The following is a 24,272-nucleotide window of genomic DNA, read 5'->3' as shown; positions in this document are numbered from 1 at the left end:
GTCGCTTTAATGGAAAGTAAGTATACTTTACGCTATCTCGCGTTGGCACAATCGGACTTATTAAATATTATCAATTACATTAGCGAACAACTTTTCGCACCAGAAGCCGCAATTCATCTAGTAGAAAAATTTGAAGAGACTATATCTAGACTAGAAAGTTTCCCTTACTCAGGACGTCTTTATAGAAGTACGGGTAAGCTTAAGGACGAGTATCGAATTCTTCTCGTTGAGAGTTACCTTATCTTCTATGTTGTCTTGGACAATATTGTAGAAATTCGACGCATTATTTATAGTAAACGCGATTATGAAAAATTGCTTTAGAGGTTTATAGTGAAGATTTTATGGAAGCTTGTCGTAATGATTTAACCATTTTTTATGGATAATAGAACGACTGCTTTAATAGGTAATTATATTATAGAACATAGGAGGACTACATGTCCTGGAGCAAAATGAAGCAACAACTGGAAAGTTTTCTTTGTCCTGCGTTACATGGGAGGGTTGAATACCTTTCAAGCAGCTATCGTTATTCACCTGATAAAGCAGGACTTTGTTATATCGCTGTAGATAAAAAGAAAGTATTTAATATGAGTGATAAAACAACCTTAATTAAATGGTATATAACGGAGCTTGAAATTAAGAATGATCCACATATCCAAATTCCCATTAGCAATGAAGAAATTGAAGCGATCAGAAAAGATACCGAAGGAAAAGTACCGGAGGATCGTTTAAAAGTAATTGTAAGAAGCAGAAAAACATCAGAACTTGCTAAGGAGCTTTTATCAGCACAGTTATCATTAAGTAAATCAAATTTTGTTATTGTAGCTAATAAGTTTTTATCCACTTCTATAGATGAAAGCTTAGAGAGTAACGATATCTTATTAAATATTCTAGCTTTGGTGGACAGACGAGTTGGGAAGAAGAGAATCTTAAACATGAGTGAAAAGATAAAGTTAAAGCATCCAGTTGTGCAATATTTTTATGAACTTCGGCTTAGTAAAGTATGAAAATGAAAGGTCATTAACCTCCAAGCGGGAGTTTTTTTCATAGAATGAGAGGTTTTCTGTCAGTTAGGAATAGTTTGTATTGGTGGAAATATACAGGACTCTATTTGAAGGTCGTGACTATAAAATTGCCAAAAAACGATAATATGCTAGCAATTCTATGGATGCTGAATTCGGGCGTAAAAATGACTGCACAACAATTATCCGAAAAGTTGGAAATAAATATAAGGACAGTTTATCGGTATATTGATGCATTATGTGCCAGTGGAGTACCCATCATATCCGACGCAGGTCATAATGGCGGGTATAGCTTGCTGAATAATTTTATCAGAGCACCTTTGTTATTTGATATTGAAGAGAAAAAGGCACTTCTTCAGGCTGCTGTTTTTGCAAAAGAAGCGGGATACCCTTTGAATGAGGCATTAGACAATGCGACATCAAAGTTGAAAATGTATTCGAATCAGGAACAGGAAGGTATACTTAGTCGTCATTTAGCCGGATTTGAAGTGATTAACCGTAAGGGAGACCCTTCAATTCAGCCAGTATTGGCTGAATTGGAGCAAGCTGTAGCAAGCCTTCTTTCTGTAGAAATTGATTATCGCACAAGCCGTGAAGAACATCATAAGAATAGGGTGATAGACCCCTATGGAGTGGTTTACTGGAACAACAAATGGTATACCGTTGCATATTGTCATCTCAGGAATGAAGTCCGTAGCTTTCGAGTGGATCGAATTCTAGAAATCCAGAGTACTGAAAGAATATTTATCCGTTCTGAAGTTTTTTCGGCTCGTGAATTTTTTATACAAAATCAGTTACCTGATTTAGTGGGCAAGGACGGGTTAGTTTCATTAATTATCGGAGGCAGGTCAGGGGCATTGGATGATTTATGCCTGCATTGGTTTTTGGGGCATCATCTGAAGGAGCGGACATCCAATCAAGCAATCTTTTTACTAGATGAACAATCGATTCATAAGTATGTCCCTTATTTTCTCCTATCCTACGGGAAATCCATTCAAGTAATCGAACCACAGAGTTTGAAGGAAAAACTTGTTGTTGTTGCGTCGGAGTTAATAGAATATTATCAACGCTAATAGCTTCACTGACAGCAGATGTCAGTGAAGCTATTTTATAATGATGGTAGTCATTGATTACCGATGGTTGGTAAAACCTGATGAATTGTAAAATAAGGAGAATTCACAAATGAATAATACGGTATATCTTTATGTGTTTGACACAATGGCAGACTGGGAAATCGGTTACTTAACTGCCGAACTGAACTCGGGAAGATATTATAAAAAAGGGCTTTCCCCATCAAAAATAGTTACCGTGGGAATTGAAAAAACTCCTGTAACGACAATGGGTGGATTGAAAATACTGCCTGACATCCAACTGGATGAATGCAGCATTGAAAGCACAGATACATTGATTTTACCCGGTGGAGATACATGGTCAGAAGTCATTCACCAACCCATCTTAAAGATCGCTCAAAAGTGCTTAAAGGAAGGTACATTGGTTGCAGCGATTTGTGGCGCTACAATGGCGCTTGCCCAGACAGGATTGCTGAATTCACGTCAACATACAAGCAATGATCTGGGATACCTAAAAATGACCTGTCCCACTTACACGGGCGAAGAGTATTACAAAATGGAGTCTGTTGTAACGGACGGGAATTTGATCACTGCATCTGGCATAGCTCCATTGGAATTTTCTGTACACGTCTTAAAAGCTCTGGATGTGTTTTCTTCACAAACATTAGATGCCTGGTATAGTCTATATAAGACTCATGAATCTAACTATTTCTATGAGTTGATGGAGTCAATTCAATGAAGGGAGTGTCAGGTAAGTATACAAAGAATGGAACACCCAACGGCTTTACATCTATTACCCCATTTATAACAGTGAAGAATCCTTCAGAAGCAATAGAGTTCTATAAAACTGTTTTCAATGCAAGGGTTAAGGATATTACTGAATCTCCTAATGGAAAAGGCAATAAAAGAATTGTTCATGCTGAATTAGATTTTGGAAATGGTTTTTTGCAGCTGGGAGCAGCGAATCCGGCATATAAATTGGTCTTGCCGCCAGATGAAGACAATGCGTGTTATTCTTTAGGAATTTACGTAATTAATGTTGATCAGGTATTTGAAAATGCGGTAGCAAGAGGAGCAAAAGTAAGGGAACCAGTTGCAAGCTTTGTTTCAGGTGATCGATTCGGAAGTATATTGGATCCTTTTGGAGTAAGATGGTCTATTATGACTAGGATTGAGGATTTGTCAGAAGAGGAAAGTAGTCGAAGGGTTGCTGAATGGGCCAAAAGCTTTAGTGGAGAATAAATGATGAAGCATACTGTTTATTTGCATTTACGCAACCATACGATTAATTATGAGAATAGAAGAAAGCCTGTTGAGAGTCTCTCAACAGGCTGAAACGCCAAGTGGGGCGTGTTTTTTCTATTTACTTAATGTCGATGATTCCTTGTCTAACTTATTTTAGAGAACGTGAGAGTTCGGTGAAAATAACTCCTAGACCGTGGGCTCCTGCGTCAGGATAACCGAGACTTCTTTCCCCTACAGTGCCTGCACGCCCCATTCGAGCCACGATTTCCTTTGTTTTTTCCGCACCTTCGACAGCCGCCGCTGCGCCTTTTTCAAAGGCAGTCTTGAACGTATCTCCCGCTGTGTTGCTTTCCAACCACGAATGAACACAAGGCACTAGCGCATCCACGAGCGTTTTATCTCCAACCACTGCTCCCCTTCCGAAAGAGCGTTCACCAGTAGCCTGAATTCCATGGACAGCAGCCTGTAACATGTCCGCAAACTCACCGAGGGACAATTCAAGTTTTCCGTCGACAGCTTTACCTGCGTAGCGGAAAGCTGAACCCCAGATTGGACCAGATGCGCCGCCGCAATATTCCATAATAACAATCGAGCATGATTGAAGGAACGTTCCGATGGTTAATTGAGGTTGGCTCAAAATTTCGCTCCACTCGCGTTTTAATTGCTTGAATCCTTTGGCAACACTCATGCCGAAGTCTCCATCGCCCGCATGCGAATCCAGTTCACAGAATGGGATTTCATTTTTGATAATGACTTCACTCATTTTATCAACTAGATAAATCATATTTTCTAGCGTAAGCACATCGTCTTTAATGATCGCGTGTGTTTCTGAAGTCTCTGTCTCAAAGGAAACAGGAATTGCTTCATCCTGATCTACATGTTCGACGTACGAAACACTCTCTACCGGCCCGTCCACTCTAAAAGCAGGCGTTATACATTCTCGGGATATCAATGTTTTCAATTCTTCGTCTAACTTCATTACAGTTAACGAAACACCTGCCATATCAATACTCGTCATATAATTGCCGACAAAGGAGCGATGAACTTGGATCTTTCTTCGATCCATTTCCCGCATAACCGAATTGTGAAACAGATAGAGCTCTTGTAGCGGAGTTGCACCGAAGCCATTGACCAAGATAACCGCTTCCGTTTGATCTTCGCTATCTATTCCTAAATCTTTCAGAAGGTCGTTCGTCATTCGTTCTGCCAATTCGTCGGCGGAAATCATTTTTTCTCTTCGAATTCCTGGTTCGCCATGAATGCCGACCCCATATTCGATTTCGTCTGTACCCAATGTGAAAGTAGGTGAACCTTTAGCGGGAACAGTACATGAAGTAAGGGCAACGCCAATGCTTCGTACGTTTGCGGCCGCTTTTTCTGCCACTTCCTTAACTTGCTCGAGATCTCTGCCTTCTTCCGCTGCAGCCCCAGCGATTTTATGAACCAGCACAGTTCCTGCAACACCGCGACGTCCTACAGTGTACAAGCTGTCTTCGACCGCGATATCGTCATCCACTCGAACGTATTCTACCTGGATGCCTTCTTCTTTTGCCAATGCAGCACCATTTTTAAAATTCATCATATCGCCGCTGTAATTTTTAATAATCATCAGAGCGCCTTTGCGTCCAGCAGTTGCCTTTATGGCTTGATATACTTGAATTTGCGATGGAGAAGCAAATACGTCGCCGCATACAGCAGCATCCAACATGCCTTTACCCACCAATCCCGCATGAGCTGGTTCATGTCCGCTGCCGCCACCGCTGATCAGACTTACTTTATTTTCATTGATCGTTTTTTTCTTGATGATTTTATATTTTTTCAGAAACTCCAGTTCCGGATGCGCGAGCACCATTCCGTTACACATTTCCACTACGAGATTTTCCGGTTTATTCATTATTTTTTTCACTTGAGTTGCCTCCTCAGTTGAACTTGGACGAAGTCCGAATGAATTGCTAGTGTTAATGTCTATATTAAAGTGTAAGCGCTTCATGGTAAACGGACAAATAAACGCATCTGTCAAAAATAAGCTTGTTTATCTTTGCGAACAAATTTTTGTTACTATTAAGAAAGGAATGAAAGGATGGTTGGAATGACTTCATCGATCATTACAAAAAAAATGATTGCAAAATCATTAAAAGAACTAATGGAGACGGAATCGTTCCATAGAGTCTCGGTGAGCGACATCATGTCAAACTGTCAGATGCGGAGGCAAACGTTTTATTATCATTTTGTAGATAAATTTGAATTGCTGGGTTGGATCTATAAAGAAGAAACGAAGGAGAACATCACCGATTTTATTGAATATGAGAAGTGGGAAAATATTTTTAATCAGTTATTCGGCTATTTTTATGAAAATCAGCAGTTTTATCGAAATGCGTTTAAGGTTGTCGAGCAAAATTCGTTTAACGAATATTTATTTGAGCATACAAAAAACTTATACATTAAAATTATCGATGAACTATCGGTTGGTGCTGGAGTAAGTGTTTCCGAGGAGAAAAAAAGTTTGTTGGCCTCTTTTTATAGTCACGGGTTTGGGGGCACAATCAGGGATTGGATACATAATGATTGCGTGGTCGATCCGTCAGTCATGTCCTCTTTGATGAAAATGATCATTCAGGATCAACTATTATTATCGCTGCGGCAATCCGCAAACCATAAGGTGGAGAAACGATGAATAATATAAAAACGATTAAAAACGATGTTCAAAATATAGTTGAAGATATGTTGCAGGGTTTTTATTTTGAATATAAAGACAGAGTTTATTATGACTCGAAACATCACATCATATATCGGAAAGATCTGGGGGAAATTGGACAAAACGTCGTTCTTTTAAGTGGCGGGGGGAGCGGCCATGAACCTGCGCATTTCGGTTACGTTGGGGACGGAATGCTCTCCATATCGGTTAGCGGAACCATATTTGTTCCTCCTACTCCGGAACAAATATTGGCTGCGATTCGTAAGGTGGACAAAAATCAAAGCGTACTGATGATTGTGAAAAATTTTAAAGCGGATGTAAACAACTTTTTAACTGCCCAAACCATCGCGGCAAAAGAAGGCAGATCTGTCGATCATATTCTTGTGAACGATGATGTTTCCATTGAAAACGATGCAACATTTAACAAAAGAAAAAGAGGGGTAGCCGGTACTGTTTTTGTACATAAAATTGTCGGTGCGGCAGCAACGGAAGGATATTCTTTGCAAGAGCTGAAGGAGATTGGTACTACTGTCGTTAGCCATCTACATACGTTGGGTGTTGCGCTGTCCCCTGCCCACAACCCGATTCAAAGGGAGCATTCGTTTACTCTGGAGGAGCACGAAGTTTATTATGGCGTCGGAATTCATGGTGAAGAAGGATACCGCAAAGAGACGTTTGATTCATCCGAGAAGCTGGCGATTGAATTGATGAATAAGCTGAAAAGCATTTACCGTTGGAAAAAAGGGGACAAGTTTGCCATCTTAATCAATGGATTAGGCTCAACACCCTTAATGGAACAGTATATTTTCGCCAATGACATCAGACGTTTGACACAATTGGAAGGCATCGATGTCTGTTTCTTTAAAGTAGGTTCGCACCTGACATCCTTGGATATGAAGGGGATTTCCTTGAGCCTGCTTAAGCTTGAAGATCCCAACTGGGAGAAATGGTTGAAGGCGGATGTGCGCGTATCAGACTGGTAGTCACAATAAATATATACAATAAATTTGGATATTATCAGAAGGTGGAAGAGGTGCAATTATGATTTTCAAAAAAGACCTAATGGATAAAAATATTTTACTTAAAGAATTAGATGCTCTAGGATATTCTGACAGAATGAAAAAAATAGCCATATTAGGTCGGGATAACAGCGGGTCAGCCCAGTATTCAAAATTGCTTTTATCATTGCTAGAGGGAAGTGCCTATGAGGCACATCTTGCATTAACTGGTGCTGGTGTAACACAAAATGCAACTATTGTTATACAAGCATTAAAGCATCCGATGGCTTCTGTTAGAAATCATGCAGTAGGACTTTTGGTCAAAGTAGCCTCAGATAGTGATATTGAACGTGAAATAGAACATTTATCACATGATTGCCGTCGCAAATTGCTACGGACTATTGTATTTATTAATCGTCAACCATTGGCGGAACGTTTATTGCCTGTTGTGTATGCTGGGTGGGGAGCGCATGAGGCCGCTATATTACTACCAGTATGTTATAAAGACACGGTGAGTAAATGGATTTTAGAAATTGGACATGTCATAAAAAATTGGCATAAATTAGCTAGCCGACATGTTGACGTGGTTGCGGACTATTTTAAAACAACTTTAGAACGAACACCAGTTAGAGAAAAGGGAAATGTTTGGTGGGAGCTTTCATCAGCTATCGAAACATTATGCAATTTAAAGGCGGATTTGGTTTTAGAATGTGCCATGAATCATGGTCCAATGGGTAAAATACATCCTGCGTTAAGAAAACAACTTGGTACTTTAGTTCGCATAAATGCTGATGCAGTTTATAAGCTGTTAACACGAAATGAGTTGCGAAGCGACCTGATTACTCATGGTGTACCTGAGGGGATTTTAAAAAGAAGAAAGTACTTATCGATAGATCAATGGATTGAAATAGCGAAAATACTTGCAAATAGTCCCGACCGTTTAGCGAAACTACTTCATTGTATAGCTCCTTCAAATCGTAAACTAATTTTCGAGTCAGTATATGAAGAAGATAAGCGCAAAGAGCGTATTTTTTCAGAGGTGTTACTGCATCAGTTACCGCACTCCTTACGTGACAAAGAAGCAGCCCGAATGCTTGGGCTTCGTGAAATCTATGATGATTCGGAATTAATGATTAGGTTTACAGCTTTTCGTTCTATTCAACATTCAAGAGAGATGCTTGAAAAAGCAACACTTGTATCTAGCGCAGATGAACGTGCTAGAGCACTTGCGCAGCTAATAAAAAGTACTGCCCTATCGAAGCAAGGTGTTACTGAGACTTTGGTGTATTTAGGTCGTATCAAAAATGATCAGGACCCTGTACGGTGTGCAGTATTAACAGAGCTTTCAGTTAGTCCGACTTCTATCTTTACGGATGACCATATAAAAGAACTTACGTTACTTGTTGATAGCGTAATTGAAGCTAGAGATACTTCATATGCTACACGGAATGCAACTCAAAAATTAGCTATTCGTATTATGCGGCACAACTCCTCAAATCCGCAAAGCGAGCTGTTTAAGTTCTCTTTAAACACGATTATTAAACTAACTAAACAGAGCGGACAATTAGAACTACCATCAATACAGGAAAATTTTTCTCAAGAAGTTGTAGAGGTTATATTTAACGAGATTTATCCACTAGCTATGAATGCAAATAAAATAGAAAAATACAGTTTTGTCATTAGTATGGCGAACTCTTTCGGAAAAAGAGGCTATAGCCTATTAAAACTTCAACATTTATTAAAGGAAGCGACGAATGCGAACAATGAGTCTACAGCTGCACAAGCAACGAGACATTGGCTTGCACCAACTAAAACACGTGATGAAAGAGTTAAACAATTATTAACTTCGGATCAATCGTTTATTGCAATAAATGAAGTGTTCCTGCATTTGCATCAAAAGCGTCAAGAATGGTTAGATCCATTTATTTCGGGTGCTGTTATTAACGGCAAGTTTTTGACGGGAAAAACGATTTATATTGTGCCAGCTACGGATGGGTTTAATAAGTGGTTGCCTCGTCAGCAAAAATCTTTTAGTTCCTTATTAGAAAGAATTGCATTCGATGCAAAACGTAGTCTTTTTGAGCGTTCACAAGTTATAAAAACGATGGCTAAAATGCCGGACTTTTTCCCTGATAAAATACTAGACCTTCTGAAGGATAAGGAAGTATCTGTAGTAGAGGCTGCACTTTATGGACTTTCACTGGTTGAACAACCAGATAAAGCACTTCCCATTCTATTAGACAACTTGGATGGAGATAGAGCTCGTGTAGCGATGTATGCGATACCTAGATGCATGCGTAGAGTTAATCCGAATTTATTGACTACAATGGTTAAACAACTTTTAAATCGGGAAAAACTCAAAATTACGGTTAGAAAAGAAGCCATCAGATTACTAGGTGCTTATAGAAGCAGTGACAGCATTCCGTTATTAATAAATGAATTCGAGAAAACAAATGTTCATAAGGATGTAATCATTGCAATAGGGCATGCAGCGAGGCAATTGTTAGACGATGAACGTAGTTGGAAAATAGTAAATGAAATGGCTCTTTCTTCACAAGATGATATTGCAATAAGTTTATTATCTCAACATCCTAATGAACTTCCTGTCAACCTTAGATCTCGCTATTTAGAAATCATGATTACCATTGCAAGTACAGATACGAATGTTAGAAGATATGCTTTCAAATGTATGAGACGATGGACAAATGGAAACGAATTAACCATTGCGAATGCTACTGCTAAGGCTATTTTGGATTTAGATGATGCCTCTAGATGGAATGATGCAATGAATACGTTAATAGAAACGTGTCGTGATGGTGAGGTTAATGAATCTGTAATTCTTGTGTTTAAACAGCTCGCTAGTACCCAAATAAGTGATGATTGGAATGCAAATGCAAAGAGAGATTTGCCACATCGACAGCGGCTCTTGAGATTTACAGAGAGACTGATAGATTTGCCGAAGCATACACGCTTAAATCTCATACCTTTATTTAAGGGTATTATTGATTGCCTGGATTCTAATGAAACATTAAAGCAAGTTGTAATGAAATTGTATATAGCATTAATTGATTGGAATAATGCCCCGGAATCCGTTGCATTTCTAAATAGTATTACAAATTCCGTATCTGATCAGCCACATCTTTTAGGAGTTGCATACAAGCTGGTTGCGCAGGACTTAAAAGATAGCAAAGGGTATTGGACCCCAGAAACAGTATTAGAAATTGTAGATGTAATATGGTCTGAAGGTAGCAACGAAACTCAGTTTATTGCACTTTCTTTGCTTGAAGTTGCAGGAAGTGATTTATTGTGGAGCCCGGAATGTGTTCACCTATTAAGATTATATAGAAATCACACAAACATTGAGATTCGTTCATGTGCTTTGGATATTTGGACAGCAATAGAGTAATAATCTATTGTCTAATAAGACATTGAAATAGGAGGAGAAATAATTGATTAAAAAAATAGGCCTGGTATTATTTGCATCAATAGCGCTTGTTGCATGTGGAGATAATGAAAAAGCTTGGAAACCTATTAGCCCTCTAAATACTACTTCATTGCTGAACATGTATGCACTACAAGATAACTATGAAGAATTTAATGCCTTATATATGAATGGTACTGATACAGCAAGTACTGAAGAATCGTTTAGTCAAATTAAGGGTATCGCAACTCCCAATGCAGGTATAGATAACTTTACTACTCTTTCGTTTGATAATGGAGAAATGGTAATTATTCACTTGACGCCAGTACCAAATGAAAAAGGAGAGGTGCTAATACAAAGTATTGTTAAAGTTCCAGAAGAAATGAAAGCCTTTATCCGAGACGCAATTAGCCAGCCTAAACCAAGTCAGTAAGAAATAATAACACAGCTTAACTTTAACCTGAATACGTGAAGTTCCTTTACTCAAACTCCCTGTGAACTCAACACTTGTTGAGTATGGCAAAAATATTGTTTTATACGGGCAAATTAAAAATAACAATCAGCTACGAACTTATCTTTAACGAAAGAAGAAGCGCTCTCCATTAAGTAGAGTAATCTACCTTTGAAAGAGCGCCTCTATCAAACTATCCCACCTGCACTATGTATTACTCGGCAACCGTACAACAAAAGCCTTCCCATCCCCATCATGAACAACGCTAATATCCCCGCCATGAATATCCATAATCGTTTTTGCGAGGAATAGACCGAGTCCATTCCCGCCTACTTTACGGTCACGAGATCGATCACCTTTCTGAAAACGTTGAAAGATTCTTTCGATATCTTCTGGTGGAATAGGAGCACCGTTATCCCAAAAAGCTACGCTCACATCTTCGGCATGACCGATTACTGCCTTCAATTCGATATGAACCTTGCCTCCAATAGGTGTGAACTTAATCGCATTGGACATTAAATTAACCCACACCTGATCTAGCAGCTCTTGATCTGCTTGAATGATCGTCCGCTTGGCATCCATCGATACTTCAATCCCTTTGCTCGACCACATAGGCTCAAAGGCCAATACAGTATGGCGAATTTGCTCGGCTAGATTGAAGCTCGACAAGGAGGGGGCATATCGCTCAGATTCCAAATAGGCTAATCGAAGCAAGTTATCACTTAATTTCGATAATCGATCAGTCTCATTGATCATCGTATTTAGCGCCTGCTTTTGCTCAGCTTCATTCAGCTCCCCTTCCAATATCATCGAGGAGTAGCCTTTGATCAACGTTAGCGGCGACTGGAACTCATGGGATACATTAGCGACAAAGTCTTGCCTTTCACGATCAAGCTGTCCGAGTTCTATTGCCATTTCATTAATAGCAGATGATAATGCACCTAGCTCGTCTTTTCGGTGCTGGGACAACCGTACATCGAAATCTCCTTTTGCAATTTGCTTCGCTGCTGATGTAACCGCTTTAACTGGTTTTATTAAATATCGCACTGAGAGCAGCATAATTAGTCCACCGACCAATAAAACGACAGCCAAGACGATGAGTATTTCTTTTATCCCGGATGCACTTGTTTCCTTTAAGAGTACTTCTAAACCATACGTTTTGCCGTCTATAATCCAAGGTACTGTAATAGCCTCTTCGCAATTACAGGAAAATTCATTTTCAGTTGCATTAAAATATTGTGGTGTTTTCATATCCGTTGAAGTTAGTTTTAGTCCTACTTCTGCTGATTTCGCAGCAATGCTTAAATAAAGAGAGAGGTCAGAAGGGTTGTATTGATCATAATGTTCAATAATAATGTTTGCTCTATCTTCTATCATTTTTAATAAACTTTCATAATTTGATTTTTGAAGCAGCAATACTGCTGTTACAAAACCAACGAGAAGACTAAATAGTACCGCAGACATAAAAATGACGAATACCCGGGTATAAAGTGATTTAAACATGCTTAACCTCTAATCGGTAACCAAATCCGCGAACGGTTACGATCTCAAAGCTATCAGTTAGACTGCTGAATCTTTCTCGTAGCCGCTTCACATGCACATCGACTGTTCTTTCATCACCTGCATATTCAAGCCCCCATACGTATTCGATTAACTGTTCACGAGTTAACGTACGGTTTGGGTGAGCAGCTAGTTTAAATAACAACTCATATTCCTTGGGCGGCAATGACATGGTTTTTTCTCCAATTAATAATTGCCCTTCGGAATTCATATAAAGTGATCCTACCCGTACCGAAAAACCTTGCTCCATACGGTATCGTCTCAGAAGTGCCTTAACCCGATACTTGAGTTCGCCGGGATCAAAGGGCTTAACGACATAGTCGTCAGCCCCTGCTTGAAATCCTTTTACTTTATCCGTATTTGTCCCTTTTGCCGTCAACATTAATACAGGTATATCGCTGTACCGCTTAATTTCCTGACAGACAGTTAGACCATCTTTGCCCGGCATCATAATATCAGCAATGGCAAACTGCGGATTGCTTCGATACATCGCATCAATCGCTGTATTACCATCTTCAACTTCAAGAAATTCATAACCATCGGAACGTAATGCAAGCTTTATAAGCTCACGGATATGTGGATCGTCATCAGCGATTAACACTTTGATCAAAGTTGCAGCCTCCTAACAAACTTAGGTGAATAGTTAAAATCGTACATCAATCCCTATAAATGTTATATCAATCTATAATCAGTTGGCAATCTTAATTTACTCCGGCGGATTTAACGTTTTTGTTAAAGTATTGCAACAAAATTTTATTAAGTTTAGTCATGACCGAAGGTACATATTTACCTAGGATTGGTGAGAGCTGTATGCCGTCAGAGAAGCTTTCATGAGAGGCATCATCTAGGACGAGCTCAGTCCCCCCATTACTAAGAAGCCCTTTTGTCCGAATGATCGATTCTGTTATGAAAGGTTTATAAATGTCATAGGAGATAGCACTACTATGCGGTGAATTTTTCCACTCCTTTTCCGTTAAAACTTTGCTGGAAAATGCGACTGAATCTGAAGCTTGGATATAAAGAAATGGATGGGCAAGCCCATTTTCAATACGTTTACCAAATAAAGAGCCGTCCATGTTCACGCCAGCCAAAACTTTAGGCTCAATCGTCATCACTTGTGCAGATGCTGCACCGCCGAAGGAGTGACCAAACATCCCAATTCTGGATAGGTCCATTTTGCCGCTTAAGAGGTCCCCGGTCTCTGCCTTATTCCATTGCTCTAACTCATGCAATAGAAATCTAGCATCCTTGACCCATACTTCCATCTCTTTATCGGAACTCTCCCACTCAAGTGAATCCGACATCTCAATCTGTCCCTTTGCTACTCGTTTGTCAGGGAACAACGTTGGAATGATCGAATAGTGGGGGTGCTGCATCGAAATAACAATATACCCGTGACTCGCCAAATTTTCTGAAATAGACGCATACATGTAATTTGATGCCCCGTAACCAGGGGAGAAAAGAAGGACTGGATAGTTTTCTGATTGTGATGATACAGGAGCCTTCCAATAAGAATGGGACTTCACATCCGCAATCGAGCTAACAAGTGCTTTCTTAAAAAGCGGCTGGTTCTTTTTGACCAATTTGCTCTCCTCGGCAGTATAAGCATAAGGTGCTAGCTTGGAATCCTCTCCGATTTCAGCAGGATACCAAACTTTTGCTATCAATTCCCTATGATCGGATGGATCAGCAGTAAAAAGTTCTTCACGAGAAGTGTCAACAAAGTGGTAATTAGCCGTTCCGATAGCATGAGGTCCCGTTGGAAGCGGGATTTTTACTTGAGGGAGGAAATAAAGCGGCACTGAAAGCGCCAGTGGAATGAAAATCAGCCCTAGACAACTTACAACAATTCGTTTCCAGAGCTTAGGTCTCACTCGTTCAAAGGACTTTCCTCGTCGAACAAGATTTATAATGTATAGGAGTATACAAATGACATAAATGCCGTAAATCAAAAGTATTGCTTCTCTGTAGCCTTCGAATATGATGTGCAAACTAAGCAAGGCGGCGCCAATAGATTGTAGAATATCAGCTCTCTTATCTTTGTTGAAAAAATTCGTAACATACCCTACTATAAAAGCGACTATAACGATAACCAATCCAATCTCCAATAGTTTCATTTTGTATGCTCCTCTCTTTATCCTCATTAAGCGTACCAATTGAATATGAACAAATGATGAATAACAATTGCTAATTATGCCAATGAGTTTTTGCTACAATGTAACTGATACAGTTAGAAAGCACTAAAGGGAGCGAATGAACAACAACGGGAGGAACTTACTATGTACAAGGTTTTAATAGTGGAGGATGACGAGAAAATCGGGGATCTGCTGAAATCATATATCGAAAAGTACGGAAATAAAGCCATTATTATTGAGGATTTTCAAAAGGTACTGGAAACTTTTGAGATTGTGGAGCCGCATATCGTATTAATGGATATTAATTTGCCTAGCTTTGACGGGTTTTATTGGTGCAGACAAATTCGCACAATATCTACTTGTCCTGTTATTTTTCTGTCAGCGAGAAGTGGCGAGATGGATCAAGTATATGCTATAGAAAATGGAGGGGACGATTATTTAACGAAGCCATTTCATTATGAAGTTGTAATGGCGAAGATTCGCAGCCAAATTCGCCGAGTTTACGGCGATTATGCAGGATCAACGACAGAGAGAGTAATTGAGAAGTCTGGACTTGTACTATATCCAGAGCGGATGGAGCTGCACTTAAATGGCAAGTGGGTTGAACTCACCAAGAAGGAAATGATCTTAACCGAGACATTACTTAAGCGGCTAGGGATGCTCGTTAGCAGGGAATCTATTTTGGAGAAACTTTGGGATGATTATGCCTATGTTGATGATAATGCGCTAAGTGTTAATGTAACGAGGTTGCGTAAAAAACTTGCGGAGCTTGGCATTGCTGACGCATTGGAAACCGTTCGGGGAACCGGTTATCGGCTATTTGGAACATGGAGCGCTGAGGGGAAAAGATGAGACTATTTTTCCGCGAACATGTCCCTCTCACTCTTTTTATGTTTGTGCAATTAGGTATCGTTACTCTAGTATTCTACCTAGATGGCTATCGTAGTTGGACAGTTGCTGCGTATGCGATTTTGTTAGGGATATGCCTCTTTGCCGTATATCTCATCTATCGATATATGAGTCATCGGAAGCTCTATGAGCTATTATCAAGGAAGACGTTTAAGATTGAGGAATCTTATCAGCTTGAAGGACATGCCCCACTTCCAGCATCGGTGAACGAGCTGCTAAATTCGCAGTATCGTCATTATGAAAATGAATTGGTGAACGGTGAGCGTAGTTGGCAGAACCATATTACATTTATGAATCAATGGGTACATCAGATGAAGACGCCATTGTCTGTTCTGGAACTTATGCTGCAAGATGATGATGGACCACGCAATGAAAGTATGCTGGAGGAGACGGAGCGGCTTCGCAAAGGATTAGAAATGATTCTTTATATGGCGCGGCTTGAAACGTTCGAAGTGGATTTTGGTGTAGATAAGGTTATATTACGCCATCTTGCTAATGAGGTTATTTTAGAAAATAAAAGATTGTTTATACGAAACTATGTGTATCCTCGCATTGAAATAGAAGAAGATTTAGTGGTAGAAACCGATCACAAGTGGCTTCGATTTATATTGATCCAGATTATCTCGAATGCAGTTAAATTTGCCGCTGGGACTGAAAGTATCATTACGATTGCAGCCTATCACGATGAACGTGGTGTTATTTTGGAAGTTCGAGATAAGGGAGTAGGCATCCCAGCTTTTGATATGAAACGGATATTTCAACCCTTCTTTACAGGCGAGAATGGCAGGCGATTTAAAGAATCGTCAGGTATGGGATTATATATGGCTAAGACGGTTATGGACAAAATGAATCAAAAAATTGAAGCTGAATCTAAGGTTGGAGAAGGTACGATTATACGTCTTATTTTCCCATATGCAGCAGTAGGAAAAGCGAGAGATCATTGAGATCTAATCGCTTTTTTATGCTACCTTTCAATATTGTAAGGTAGATGAAGGTACTGTTCGTCGAAAAGGAGGCAGTTATCGTCTACACTGGAGCTATCACAGAAACAGATAAGGAGAGTGCGGAGAATGGATTTGCTCCAAGTACGCAATCTAAACAAAATTTACCCTGGAAAAGTGTCTTATAAAGCGTTAAGTAACTTTGACCTGACGATTGAGAAGGGGGAATTCGTTGGTATTATGGGGCCGTCTGGGAGCGGCAAAACGACGCTGCTTAATGTTGTCTCCACAATTGATCGTCCTACATCTGGTGATGTTCGAATCAATGGAAATAATCCATATGACCTTTCTCAGGAGAAGCTGGCACACTTTCGCAGACGTGAGCTTGGATTTGTGTTCCAGTCCTTTAACTTGCTCGATACGATGACAGTAAACGAAAATATTGTGCTTCCTTTGACTCTGGAGGGGGTAAGTGTCAATGAAATGAAGCAGATGGCAGAAGCTATCGCAAATAAATTAGGTATTTCTCACATTATGGACAAGCGAACGTATGAGATTTCGGGAGGTCAAGCGCAGCGGACGGCTATTGCAAGAGCGCTCATCCATCGCCCTCAGTTGCTCCTTGCTGATGAGCCGACTGGCAATTTGGATTCCAAATCAGCACGTGATGTGATGGAGTTGATGTGCAAGCTCAATAAAGAAGAGGGAGCAACAATGATGCTCGTTACACATGACGCAATGGCCGCAAGTTACTGTGATCGGGTCGTATTCATTAAGGATGGTCAATATTATACCGAAGTTCATTGCGGAGATAATCGCAGCGCCTTCTATCAGAAAATCATCAATGTGCTTTCTTTATTGGGAGGTCAGGAGAATGAATTTCCGACAGTTCGCGTTTAGAAATGTCATTCGTAAGAAACGAACGTATGCGGCACATTTTTTGAGCAGTGCCTTTGCTGTAATGGTGTTTTTCATCTATGCCGTTCTGCTTTTCCATCCCGACCTTCAAGGTCAACTGGCATCGAGCAGCGGAGTAGCTTCCTATCTCGGAACGATGGGACTTCGAGTATCCATCTATTTAATTTTCATCTTTTCATTTTTATTTTTACTATATTCAACTAGCGCATTTCTTAAGGTGCGAAAGAAAGAATTTGGCATACTGATGATTCTCGGGATGTCGGAGAAACAACGAAAGAAGCTTACATTTATCGAAAATATGATTATTGGATCAGGGGCCATTCTATTTGGGATTAGTGTAGGTTTACTTTGTACGAAGCTCATGTTGCTTATTAGTGCTCGCTTATTAATGTTAGAGAAAGGATTGAATTTCTACATTCCTATCCAAGCAGTCTGGATGACTGCGGGAGCATTCGCTCTATTATTCCTTGTAATCTCACTGCTCACGACAAGAATTGGCAGACATAATGAGGTGCTGGATCTAATTAAGTCTGATGAGAAGCCGCGCCCTGAACCAAAGGCATCCCTACTATTAAGTCTGATCTCTGTCGTATTGATAGGTGCGGGTTATGGCATGGTGTTCCATTTTGTTAACAATTCAGCATTTTACATGTGGCTAATTTCGCTTGCGGTTGGTTGTGTAATAGTAGGCACTTATTTTTTGTTCACACAACTAAGCGTATATGTTATTCGTGGACTTAAGCGTCGTGAAGAGTTATTTTTTCGCAAAATCAACCTGCTTACGTTCACCGATCTCGCTTATCGGATGAAGGATAATGCGATTATGTTTTTTATGGTGGCAACGGTTATGGCAGTAGCATTCTCCGGAGTTGGCGTCTGTCTGGTCATTGGTGATCCTGATCGGACGGAACGAGATAATCCGTATGCGTTTATTTACAAGTCTAAAGAAGACAGTGAGTGGAAAGGGGAGCATCTTAGCAGGATAGACGGGGCATTATCTGATGAAGGGTATACATTTAAAAAAGTTTCCGTACAAACGAAATATGCAGCAACATACCCGGTTATGAAGCTAATGGAGTTTAATGCTCTAATAGAGATGCTCGGCTATGAGCCCAAAACGTTACATTCTGATGGAATGCTTGTCTCATCCGGCACGATTGCAAGAGGTGGTATGATCGATGAAAATTATGCTGCTGCGGTACGTGCGTCAGGAGGAGAACGTACATCGGATTTGAAGCTAGAGGAAAGAATGGAGGATATGGTCATCCCTAGTCCCTATGACACGATTATTGTGTCAGATGAAATGTATGACCACATATCTAAGTACGATGCATTAGAATCTACAACTTATTATGTAATGCCGCAATGGGAAGATACAATTCAAGTCGCGAGGGAACTTCAATTATCGATTGAAGAAGATCTCAAAGAAACGACAATAAAGGATTCATCCGCAGACGGGGTCATAAAGTCTCTTGCATTGTCCGCATTAGTACTCGACTGGTATGACAGTAAGCAGCTAAACGGTATCTTGTTAATTATTAGCGTTCTAGTAGCTGTAGTGTTCTTTACCTTTGCTGCAAGCTTTATATATTTCCGATTGTATGCTGATTTGGATCGAGATGAGAAACAATATGAAATGATCGGCAAGATAGGACTAAGCGGTAAGGAACTAAGTAAACTAGTAACTAGACAGCTAATACTTATGTTTTTCCTACCCTTTTCTGTAGGAATGCTTCATAGTGCAATAGCCTTTATGAACATGGGGAACCTTGTGCAAATGCCGATGCTCGAGGATGCACTACTCATCTACGTTTCGTTTCTAGCGATGCAAATCATATACTTCTTGCTAATACGCTGGCGTTATTTAACGCATATGCGGAGGAAGTTGATGTAATGTCTTGAATTAAACAGGGAAGCCGGTCACTCGTCGCAAACAACAACGTGTGACCGGCTTTTGTATGTTTGTTTTTGTTTAACGTTTTCTCAGCTCATAAAATTCACATTCAGTACGATCGTGATACATAAGATCACTGACATCCGATTGTGTGACGACTAGGCCATCGTCGAAGCGAACGATGAGGGAACTGGCATCTACGATATGGTTATCTTTGAATACGCGAATACGGATTCCTTTATCGAGAACGTCTTGGAAATCGGAATCGGTCATTAATTTAAAATGAAGAGACATAGGTACACTCCTTTAATCACTGCTTGTTTGCTCCTGTTATAGTCTAACGCATCCTTTACCGATGGACAACTAAGCTATTCGGAATGTCCTGCACTCGTTGTAAATTGGACGAGCGTCGTACATTCGTTAGCCCAGCTTGCCTTCTTTTTCGACCTCTCACCGCATAAAGTATGGAAAGTAGTTGATGGACAGGGCGAAACGGGAGGCGAGCCGATATGGCCAAGTGGGGGAAGAAGGGCTGGCGGTTCAAGCCGTCAGGCGGCTTTCAATTCAATTTATTCCGGGGTAAGTCTTTAAGACGAGTGAAGACGGTAAGTTGGGGGAGCGGCCGATCAAAGTCTGCCCCAAGTCGATCGAGCGGAGCAAAGTGGGGAATGAAACCATCCGCTAGTAAACCTGCTGCAGGCTGGGGAAGCAAAGGGCCAAGTTTCTCTTTTGGAGGTCAACGCGTAAAGAAAAGTACAGGTTCCACATGGGGAGCAAGAACAAGGGAGCCGCGTGTCCGCCCGCGAATGAAGAAACGCAATGTATTACTAATGTTCCTCTTATTTATGATGGTATTATCTATTCCTTCCTTTGTTTTTATTGAAAAGAATTTGAGACCTCCGCTTATGAATATTGCTAAAGTTAGGGTGAAGCAAGTTGCAACACAAGCCATCAATAAAGCAATTACAGAGCAAGTAGCCCGCAAGTCAGAATCGGAAAAACTTATAGATTGGAAAATGAACGGAAATGGGAAGATATCTGGATTTATGCTCAACTACGCAGAGCATATGAGCATCACCTCACAGACAATCGAAACCGTGCAATCTACGTTAAGTGAAATTAAAGATATTCCTGAGCATATTCCGATTGGTCATGCACTTAACAGTGCGATCATTTCTTCGTTCGGTCCAAGAGTTCCCGTTAAATTTGAGCCGGTCGGAGCAGTTAAAGTGGAACTGAGCACTCGCGAGAGGAATGCAGCGATTAATATGGTGCTTGTGGAAGTTTATATAAAGGTTGTTGCAGAGGTATCAATTATCATTCCATTTGATACTGAACCAGAAATTGTCGAGACTGAAATTCCAATTTCGTATCTGCTCGTCGTCGGCGATGTGCCTATGTATTATTATGACAGTACAGGCAAAGCAGTAGGGGATACGGCACAGCAAGCACCTAATATTTCTGTCCCGCTTGCACCAGGTTCAGGTGTCACGTCTAACTCAGAAGAGTCGGGTAAGAGTACTGAGAAGGGGACAGAAAATAGCACTGAGAAAAGCTCAGAATCGGGGGCAGAGGGTGCTCATGAAAGCGAACCTCCTGCGGAATGATGAATGTTCCAATCGTCAAAATGTACATTCAAAAACTTAATTTCGTTTTGATAATGCAACAAATGACCATCTTCAACCATTTTCACAAAAGCGGCTACTTCATTGGCAGCACCTTGAGAGAGGGTTGCACACATAGCTTGAAGGCGTTTAATAACCCAATGTTTTAGGTCATCTGGGGCTTCCATCCCGTAATTTTCAAAAAATAACTTAATCCGTCGACACCTATTTTCAGCATGGAGTTCAGTACTATAGGATACAGTCGTTGCATCGATTAACGCTGGCTCGAAACTGGCGAGCGGAACGGTTGTATAGAGTGTATACACGATATCCCAAATACGCGGACCGGGGCTCGCCATGTCGAAGTCAATTAAAGCCATAGGCTGTATATCTCTAAATACAATATTGTAAGGTGCGGCGTCGTTATGACAAACGACTTCATTGATCGTTAGATCTGGATAAACATTATTCGGCTTAGCTTCGGAAGTAAAACCTATTGTTGCATCGTGAAATTGACGAAGTAATTTAGCTATTTCTATAAGAGCGGCATCCGACCACATGTAAGGGATTAGGTTAGGATAGTCATTTCCGGGAACCTCACCGGGGATAAAAGTAAGTATTTCGCGCCCCTGTTGATCTATTCCGAGAAATCGTGGGGCTTTACCAAAATCGTTTTTTTCTAGATGCATCAAAAGGTCATTCACATAGGGATTGTGATTATTACTTCGCCGTACAGTATCGCCTACCCGTACAAGCGTGCTAACATTCCCACCATGTAACACTTCTTCTTTTTCAGTCAAGTTATGTTCATCCTTCCATAAATGCACTTCGTTTAACATGTTAATTAATAGGGGTATTATAACATCTTTAACAATGGTGGCATACTTTCAGCTGGGTTCGTCACGATGTAGACGACATCATGTTTCAATAGAAATAATAATAAAAAGACGTACAAATGAAAGTCCATTTGTACGTCTTTTGTATGGTCTATTTTGAACGAAGCTTTCTATAATCCCCCTGCTCCCAGCGCCGAAGCATCGGATACGGATCAAACGCCCACTCCAGAAGACCACGATCACTATAAATCCCATAGTGCAAATGCGGTGGGAATTTCCCAGAAGTACCCGGCTTGCCATAACCAGAGCTGCCAACCCATCCTACGACTTGTCCAGGCTCAACAATATCGCCGACTTTAATCGTTTTGTCGAATCCTTGTAGATGGGCGTAATAGTGGTAATGATTGTTCAGGTCGCGAATACCAATTCGCCAGCCCCCAAATTTGTTCCAACCTTTAATTTCAATAATGCCATAACATGTGCTTCTGACGGGAGTGCCATATCCAGCAAAAATATCTGTACCTTCATGGGTTCGTCTGCCGCCCCAACCGCGTTTATCCCCCCAAGTGTCTTTATAGGAGTAATTATTTCCGATTGGGAGTGGGAAGGCATGTTCGAACAGATTAAGCTGACCGTAGTGCTTATAAATTGCTGCAAATTGTTCAATACGTTGAACAGAGCGACTATTTTGATAATAATCCCAAAGCCCGATGGGAAAATGTTCATCCGTTGTACCTTTAAGTGAGGTATGACGGATGAGTGAATAGAGCAAGTCGAAGTCACTATTCCGCTCAGCAATCCCATTGCCGTCCCCGTCTCGGCCGATACCATTAAACCATCTAATCGAGAGGGGTGAGTTATCCTCATCATCTGGATTCAAAATACCTGCCCAGAGCTCTTTGTCAATGAACACGCCTACTGTCTCTCCTAATAAAGGTCGAGCCTTGGGGCGAGCTCTTGACATTGTTCTTTCATACTGATCAACAGCGGCAACCCAGTACCATTCTACATTTGTTACGCTGCTTAATTTGTCATACAGTTCACGTTGACTATCAAATGGGTTTTGGCTGTTCGCACTGGCCGTATTATCATTTAGTATTTGTGCTCCACCCATTGAAGCATTAGCGTTTGAATTTGTCGGATTAATTAGCAGCGATAGGGTAACGAGCGCAGCTGTCATCGGAATCAATACCTTCATCGTCTCACCCTTTCAGCAGCATGACGGTCATAAAGGTATGATTTGCATATGATTGGATTTTATCCAACTTTTTCACTTGAGATTTTCAAGCTCGTTATTTTGCATCTATTCTTCGAGTGGCTATATTCATAGTGAACGGAATAGCAAGAAGACTGATGACAGTAAAGGCAATAATTAAGTTGAATAACCAACCGCTAAGATCATTAAGTGAAAGTACTATTGTTAATAGTACAATTCGCGAAATACAAAGGAGCCATTCCCGCCACACCAGAAACATCGTTCTTTCTTGATCATTTAAAAATTGGATGGAATTAAACGTTATCGCATTCCAGGTCGAAGCGAATAAGAGCATACCAATCGCAGAAATGATGTTGGAAGAAATGAGCAAAATAGATTTAGCCGATGGAGTAGGCATTGGTATAGTAACGATAATGAAGCCAAACGCCAACAGACCAGCACCAATCCAAAGCCACTTCATATTTGTTAGTTTAATGCGTTTATAGATGAGCAGAGCGACAACGCCGGCAAGTGTATATAAAGCATTCAACAAAGAAATAAGGGTTTTGTCTTGCGTCACGGTAAAAGTAAACAGCAACGTAAATAAGTTTTGAAATTGTAGAAAAATACCTGCCGCAAAAATACTGAACGTAAGCCACCGATACTGAGGCTGCAACATCTGCTTGCCAACTTGTTTAAAAATGCCGAAAGGACTTAATGACTTGCTTTTTCTAGTTTCTTTACTAGGCAAGGCGCTATTTTCTTTAGGTAAATGAGGCAAAAACTTAGCATATACCATCATAATAAGGACAAATACAATCATTGCAATGAATGAAGCCGAGTAGCCAAATTTCAATATGACTTGTGCATAGATGATAGGAACAATCATGGATAATATTTGACCAGCCAAAGTGCTGTAGGCAAAATAAACAGAAAAGTCTTTGTCCTTGCCTAAAATAGTTAAGCTAATATTTTGTGTTGCTGAATATAAGCCCCAGCTTAATCCAACAGGAAGTGCAATTGAAGCGAGCCACCAAATTCTCTCGAAGGGAGGCATCCAAGCTAATAATGCGAATGCTAATCCAACGCTTAAAGCAGAAATGGTTATCAATTTTCTCATACCTAGTTTATGAACAAGAAATGTTCCACAACCATACGAGATGCTCCAGCCAGTGAACAAAACGATATTGTACCAAGCAACATCGGATATATTTTGCCCAGCTTCCCAAATGTACAAATTAATAAAAATACCGACATAGATGTAGATGATAGAGCTGATGATGTTCATAGTAAATATTTTTCTAATGCTTGATGTCATGGCAGATACCCTCTTTATTACGTGATTTCAACATTATTACTACCAATTATAAGTTTTTCTTCA

General features: G+C 40.3%; 22 protein-coding genes. 14 read left to right on the top strand and 8 right to left on the bottom strand.

What is annotated here, in order from left to right:
* Positions 1-9: 9 nt before the first annotated feature.
* The 5 genes from MFF31_RS02170 to MFF31_RS02150 all read left to right on the top strand — a co-directional run bounded on the left by MFF31_RS02170 (position 10) and on the right by MFF31_RS02150 (position 3,331).
* Positions 10-321, top strand: coding sequence for a type II toxin-antitoxin system RelE/ParE family toxin (locus tag MFF31_RS02170; RefSeq protein WP_238186525.1), 312 nt, complete (start codon positions 10-12; stop codon positions 319-321).
* 113 nt (positions 322-434) lie between these two features.
* Positions 435-1,004, top strand: coding sequence for an SF0329 family protein (locus tag MFF31_RS02165; protein WP_238186524.1), 570 nt, complete (start codon positions 435-437; stop codon positions 1,002-1,004).
* A gap of 125 nt (positions 1,005-1,129) precedes the next feature.
* On the top strand, positions 1,130-2,092 hold the full coding sequence (locus MFF31_RS02160; RefSeq protein WP_238188454.1) for a helix-turn-helix transcriptional regulator: 963 nt from the start codon (positions 1,130-1,132) through the stop codon (positions 2,090-2,092).
* 109 nt (positions 2,093-2,201) lie between these two features.
* Positions 2,202-2,828 carry a type 1 glutamine amidotransferase family protein gene (locus tag MFF31_RS02155; protein WP_238186523.1) on the top strand — a complete coding sequence of 209 codons (627 nt, stop codon included), beginning with the start codon at positions 2,202-2,204 and terminating at the stop codon, positions 2,826-2,828.
* Positions 2,825-3,331, top strand: a complete 507-nt coding sequence (locus tag MFF31_RS02150; RefSeq protein ID WP_238186522.1) for a VOC family protein — start codon at positions 2,825-2,827, stop codon at positions 3,329-3,331. Before MFF31_RS02155 ends, MFF31_RS02150 begins: the two co-directional genes overlap by 4 nt.
* A 151-nt stretch (positions 3,332-3,482) precedes the next feature.
* Here the strand turns inward: MFF31_RS02150 and dhaK are convergent, their stop codons facing one another.
* Positions 3,483-5,240: a dihydroxyacetone kinase subunit DhaK gene (gene dhaK, locus MFF31_RS02145; RefSeq protein WP_238186521.1), complete on the bottom strand. Its 1,758-nt coding sequence runs from the start codon at positions 5,238-5,240 to the stop codon at positions 3,483-3,485.
* A 183-nt stretch (positions 5,241-5,423) separates the two neighbouring features.
* On the opposite strand from dhaK, the gene dhaS reads away from it, so the two are divergent.
* From dhaS to MFF31_RS02125, 4 genes are read left to right on the top strand one after another with little or no spacing between them, the layout of a single operon-like run.
* Positions 5,424-6,008 (top strand): dihydroxyacetone kinase transcriptional activator DhaS, encoded by a 585-nt coding sequence (gene dhaS / locus MFF31_RS02140; RefSeq protein WP_238186520.1) that lies wholly within the window; start codon positions 5,424-5,426, stop codon positions 6,006-6,008.
* Positions 6,009-6,013: 5 nt separating this feature from the next.
* Positions 6,014-7,012 (top strand): DhaKLM operon coactivator DhaQ, encoded by a 999-nt coding sequence (dhaQ, locus tag MFF31_RS02135; protein ID WP_238188453.1) that lies wholly within the window; start codon positions 6,014-6,016, stop codon positions 7,010-7,012.
* 58 nt (positions 7,013-7,070) lie between these two features.
* Entirely contained in the window at positions 7,071-10,433 is a 3,363-nt protein-coding gene (locus MFF31_RS02130; protein WP_238186519.1) for a HEAT repeat domain-containing protein, read from the top strand.
* A 43-nt stretch (positions 10,434-10,476) separates the two neighbouring features.
* Positions 10,477-10,881 (top strand): hypothetical protein, encoded by a 405-nt coding sequence (locus tag MFF31_RS02125; protein WP_238186518.1) that lies wholly within the window; start codon positions 10,477-10,479, stop codon positions 10,879-10,881.
* A gap of 225 nt (positions 10,882-11,106) precedes the next feature.
* On the opposite strand, the gene MFF31_RS02120 is transcribed toward MFF31_RS02125, so the two are convergent.
* The 3 genes from MFF31_RS02120 to MFF31_RS02110 all read right to left on the bottom strand — a co-directional run bounded on the left by MFF31_RS02120 (position 11,107) and on the right by MFF31_RS02110 (position 14,576).
* Positions 11,107-12,402, bottom strand: a complete 1,296-nt coding sequence (locus MFF31_RS02120; RefSeq protein ID WP_238186517.1) for a sensor histidine kinase — start codon at positions 12,400-12,402, stop codon at positions 11,107-11,109.
* The gene (locus MFF31_RS02115) at positions 12,395-13,069 is read right to left on the bottom strand and encodes a response regulator transcription factor (RefSeq protein WP_238186516.1); all 675 of its coding nucleotides are present in this window, start codon (positions 13,067-13,069) and stop codon (positions 12,395-12,397) included. Before MFF31_RS02115 ends, MFF31_RS02120 begins: the two co-directional genes overlap by 8 nt.
* Positions 13,070-13,160: 91 nt before the next feature.
* Positions 13,161-14,576, bottom strand: a complete 1,416-nt coding sequence (locus MFF31_RS02110; protein ID WP_238186515.1) for an alpha/beta hydrolase family protein — start codon at positions 14,574-14,576, stop codon at positions 13,161-13,163.
* Positions 14,577-14,738: 162 nt separating this feature from the next.
* Between MFF31_RS02110 and MFF31_RS02105 the strand changes: the two genes are divergently transcribed.
* The 4 genes from MFF31_RS02105 to MFF31_RS02090 all read left to right on the top strand — a co-directional run bounded on the left by MFF31_RS02105 (position 14,739) and on the right by MFF31_RS02090 (position 19,256).
* Complete coding sequence (locus MFF31_RS02105) at positions 14,739-15,446, top strand: response regulator transcription factor (RefSeq protein WP_238186514.1); 708 nt, start codon at positions 14,739-14,741, stop codon at positions 15,444-15,446.
* Complete coding sequence (locus MFF31_RS02100; RefSeq protein WP_238186513.1) at positions 15,443-16,447, top strand: sensor histidine kinase; 1,005 nt, start codon at positions 15,443-15,445, stop codon at positions 16,445-16,447. Before MFF31_RS02105 ends, MFF31_RS02100 begins: the two co-directional genes overlap by 4 nt.
* Before the next feature lie 126 nt (positions 16,448-16,573).
* Complete coding sequence (locus MFF31_RS02095; protein WP_238186512.1) at positions 16,574-17,344, top strand: ABC transporter ATP-binding protein; 771 nt, start codon at positions 16,574-16,576, stop codon at positions 17,342-17,344.
* On the top strand, positions 17,319-19,256 hold the full coding sequence (locus tag MFF31_RS02090) for an ABC transporter permease (RefSeq protein WP_238186511.1): 1,938 nt from the start codon (positions 17,319-17,321) through the stop codon (positions 19,254-19,256). The genes MFF31_RS02095 and MFF31_RS02090 overlap by 26 nt, the downstream gene beginning before the upstream one ends.
* Before the next feature lie 78 nt (positions 19,257-19,334).
* Here MFF31_RS02090 and MFF31_RS02085 read toward each other — a convergent pair whose 3' ends face one another.
* Positions 19,335-19,550 carry a hypothetical protein gene (locus MFF31_RS02085; RefSeq protein WP_238186510.1) on the bottom strand — a complete coding sequence of 72 codons (216 nt, stop codon included), beginning with the start codon at positions 19,548-19,550 and terminating at the stop codon, positions 19,335-19,337.
* Positions 19,551-19,765: 215 nt separating this feature from the next.
* On the opposite strand from MFF31_RS02085, the gene yunB reads away from it, so the two are divergent.
* Positions 19,766-20,863, top strand: a complete 1,098-nt coding sequence (gene yunB, locus MFF31_RS02080; protein ID WP_309296652.1) for a sporulation protein YunB — start codon at positions 19,766-19,768, stop codon at positions 20,861-20,863.
* On the opposite strand, the gene MFF31_RS02075 is transcribed toward yunB, so the two are convergent.
* From MFF31_RS02075 to MFF31_RS02065, 3 genes are all read right to left on the bottom strand, one after another.
* On the bottom strand, positions 20,836-21,660 hold the full coding sequence (locus tag MFF31_RS02075; protein ID WP_238186509.1) for a phosphotransferase: 825 nt from the start codon (positions 21,658-21,660) through the stop codon (positions 20,836-20,838). The genes yunB and MFF31_RS02075 overlap by 28 nt on opposite strands.
* A 187-nt stretch (positions 21,661-21,847) precedes the next feature.
* Positions 21,848-22,894, bottom strand: a complete 1,047-nt coding sequence (locus MFF31_RS02070; protein ID WP_238186508.1) for a M23 family metallopeptidase — start codon at positions 22,892-22,894, stop codon at positions 21,848-21,850.
* A 94-nt stretch (positions 22,895-22,988) separates the two neighbouring features.
* On the bottom strand, positions 22,989-24,209 hold the full coding sequence (locus tag MFF31_RS02065) for an MFS transporter (RefSeq protein ID WP_238186507.1): 1,221 nt from the start codon (positions 24,207-24,209) through the stop codon (positions 22,989-22,991).
* Positions 24,210-24,272 lie beyond the last annotated feature (63 nt).

The sequence above is a fragment of the Paenibacillus sp. L3-i20 genome (assembly GCF_022180385.2).
GTDB lineage: Bacteria > Bacillota > Bacilli > Paenibacillales > Paenibacillaceae > Pristimantibacillus.
This window is presented reverse-complemented; position numbering and strand designations above follow the sequence as displayed.

Excerpts from the sequence above, each read along its gene's own strand:
- MFF31_RS02095 (WP_238186512.1), top strand. The coding sequence starts at position 16,574 with ATGGATTTGCTCCAAGTACGCAATCTAAACAAAATTTACCCTGGAAAA.
- MFF31_RS02110 (WP_238186515.1), bottom strand. The coding sequence starts at position 14,576 with ATGAAACTATTGGAGATTGGATTGGTTATCGTTATAGTCGCTTTTATA.
- MFF31_RS02170 (WP_238186525.1), top strand. The coding sequence starts at position 10 with ATGGAAAGTAAGTATACTTTACGCTATCTCGCGTTGGCACAATCGGAC.
- MFF31_RS02150 (WP_238186522.1), top strand. The coding sequence starts at position 2,825 with ATGAAGGGAGTGTCAGGTAAGTATACAAAGAATGGAACACCCAACGGC.
- dhaS (WP_238186520.1), top strand. The coding sequence starts at position 5,424 with ATGACTTCATCGATCATTACAAAAAAAATGATTGCAAAATCATTAAAA.
- MFF31_RS02070 (WP_238186508.1), bottom strand. The coding sequence starts at position 22,894 with ATGAAGGTATTGATTCCGATGACAGCTGCGCTCGTTACCCTATCGCTG.
- MFF31_RS02120 (WP_238186517.1), bottom strand. The coding sequence starts at position 12,402 with ATGTTTAAATCACTTTATACCCGGGTATTCGTCATTTTTATGTCTGCG.
- MFF31_RS02100 (WP_238186513.1), top strand. The coding sequence starts at position 15,443 with ATGAGACTATTTTTCCGCGAACATGTCCCTCTCACTCTTTTTATGTTT.
- MFF31_RS02130 (WP_238186519.1), top strand. The coding sequence starts at position 7,071 with ATGATTTTCAAAAAAGACCTAATGGATAAAAATATTTTACTTAAAGAA.
- yunB (WP_309296652.1), top strand. The coding sequence starts at position 19,766 with ATGGCCAAGTGGGGGAAGAAGGGCTGGCGGTTCAAGCCGTCAGGCGGC.
- MFF31_RS02165 (WP_238186524.1), top strand. The coding sequence starts at position 435 with ATGTCCTGGAGCAAAATGAAGCAACAACTGGAAAGTTTTCTTTGTCCT.
- MFF31_RS02065 (WP_238186507.1), bottom strand. The coding sequence starts at position 24,209 with ATGACATCAAGCATTAGAAAAATATTTACTATGAACATCATCAGCTCT.
- MFF31_RS02085 (WP_238186510.1), bottom strand. The coding sequence starts at position 19,550 with ATGTCTCTTCATTTTAAATTAATGACCGATTCCGATTTCCAAGACGTT.
- MFF31_RS02155 (WP_238186523.1), top strand. The coding sequence starts at position 2,202 with ATGAATAATACGGTATATCTTTATGTGTTTGACACAATGGCAGACTGG.
- MFF31_RS02090 (WP_238186511.1), top strand. The coding sequence starts at position 17,319 with ATGAATTTCCGACAGTTCGCGTTTAGAAATGTCATTCGTAAGAAACGA.
- MFF31_RS02105 (WP_238186514.1), top strand. The coding sequence starts at position 14,739 with ATGTACAAGGTTTTAATAGTGGAGGATGACGAGAAAATCGGGGATCTG.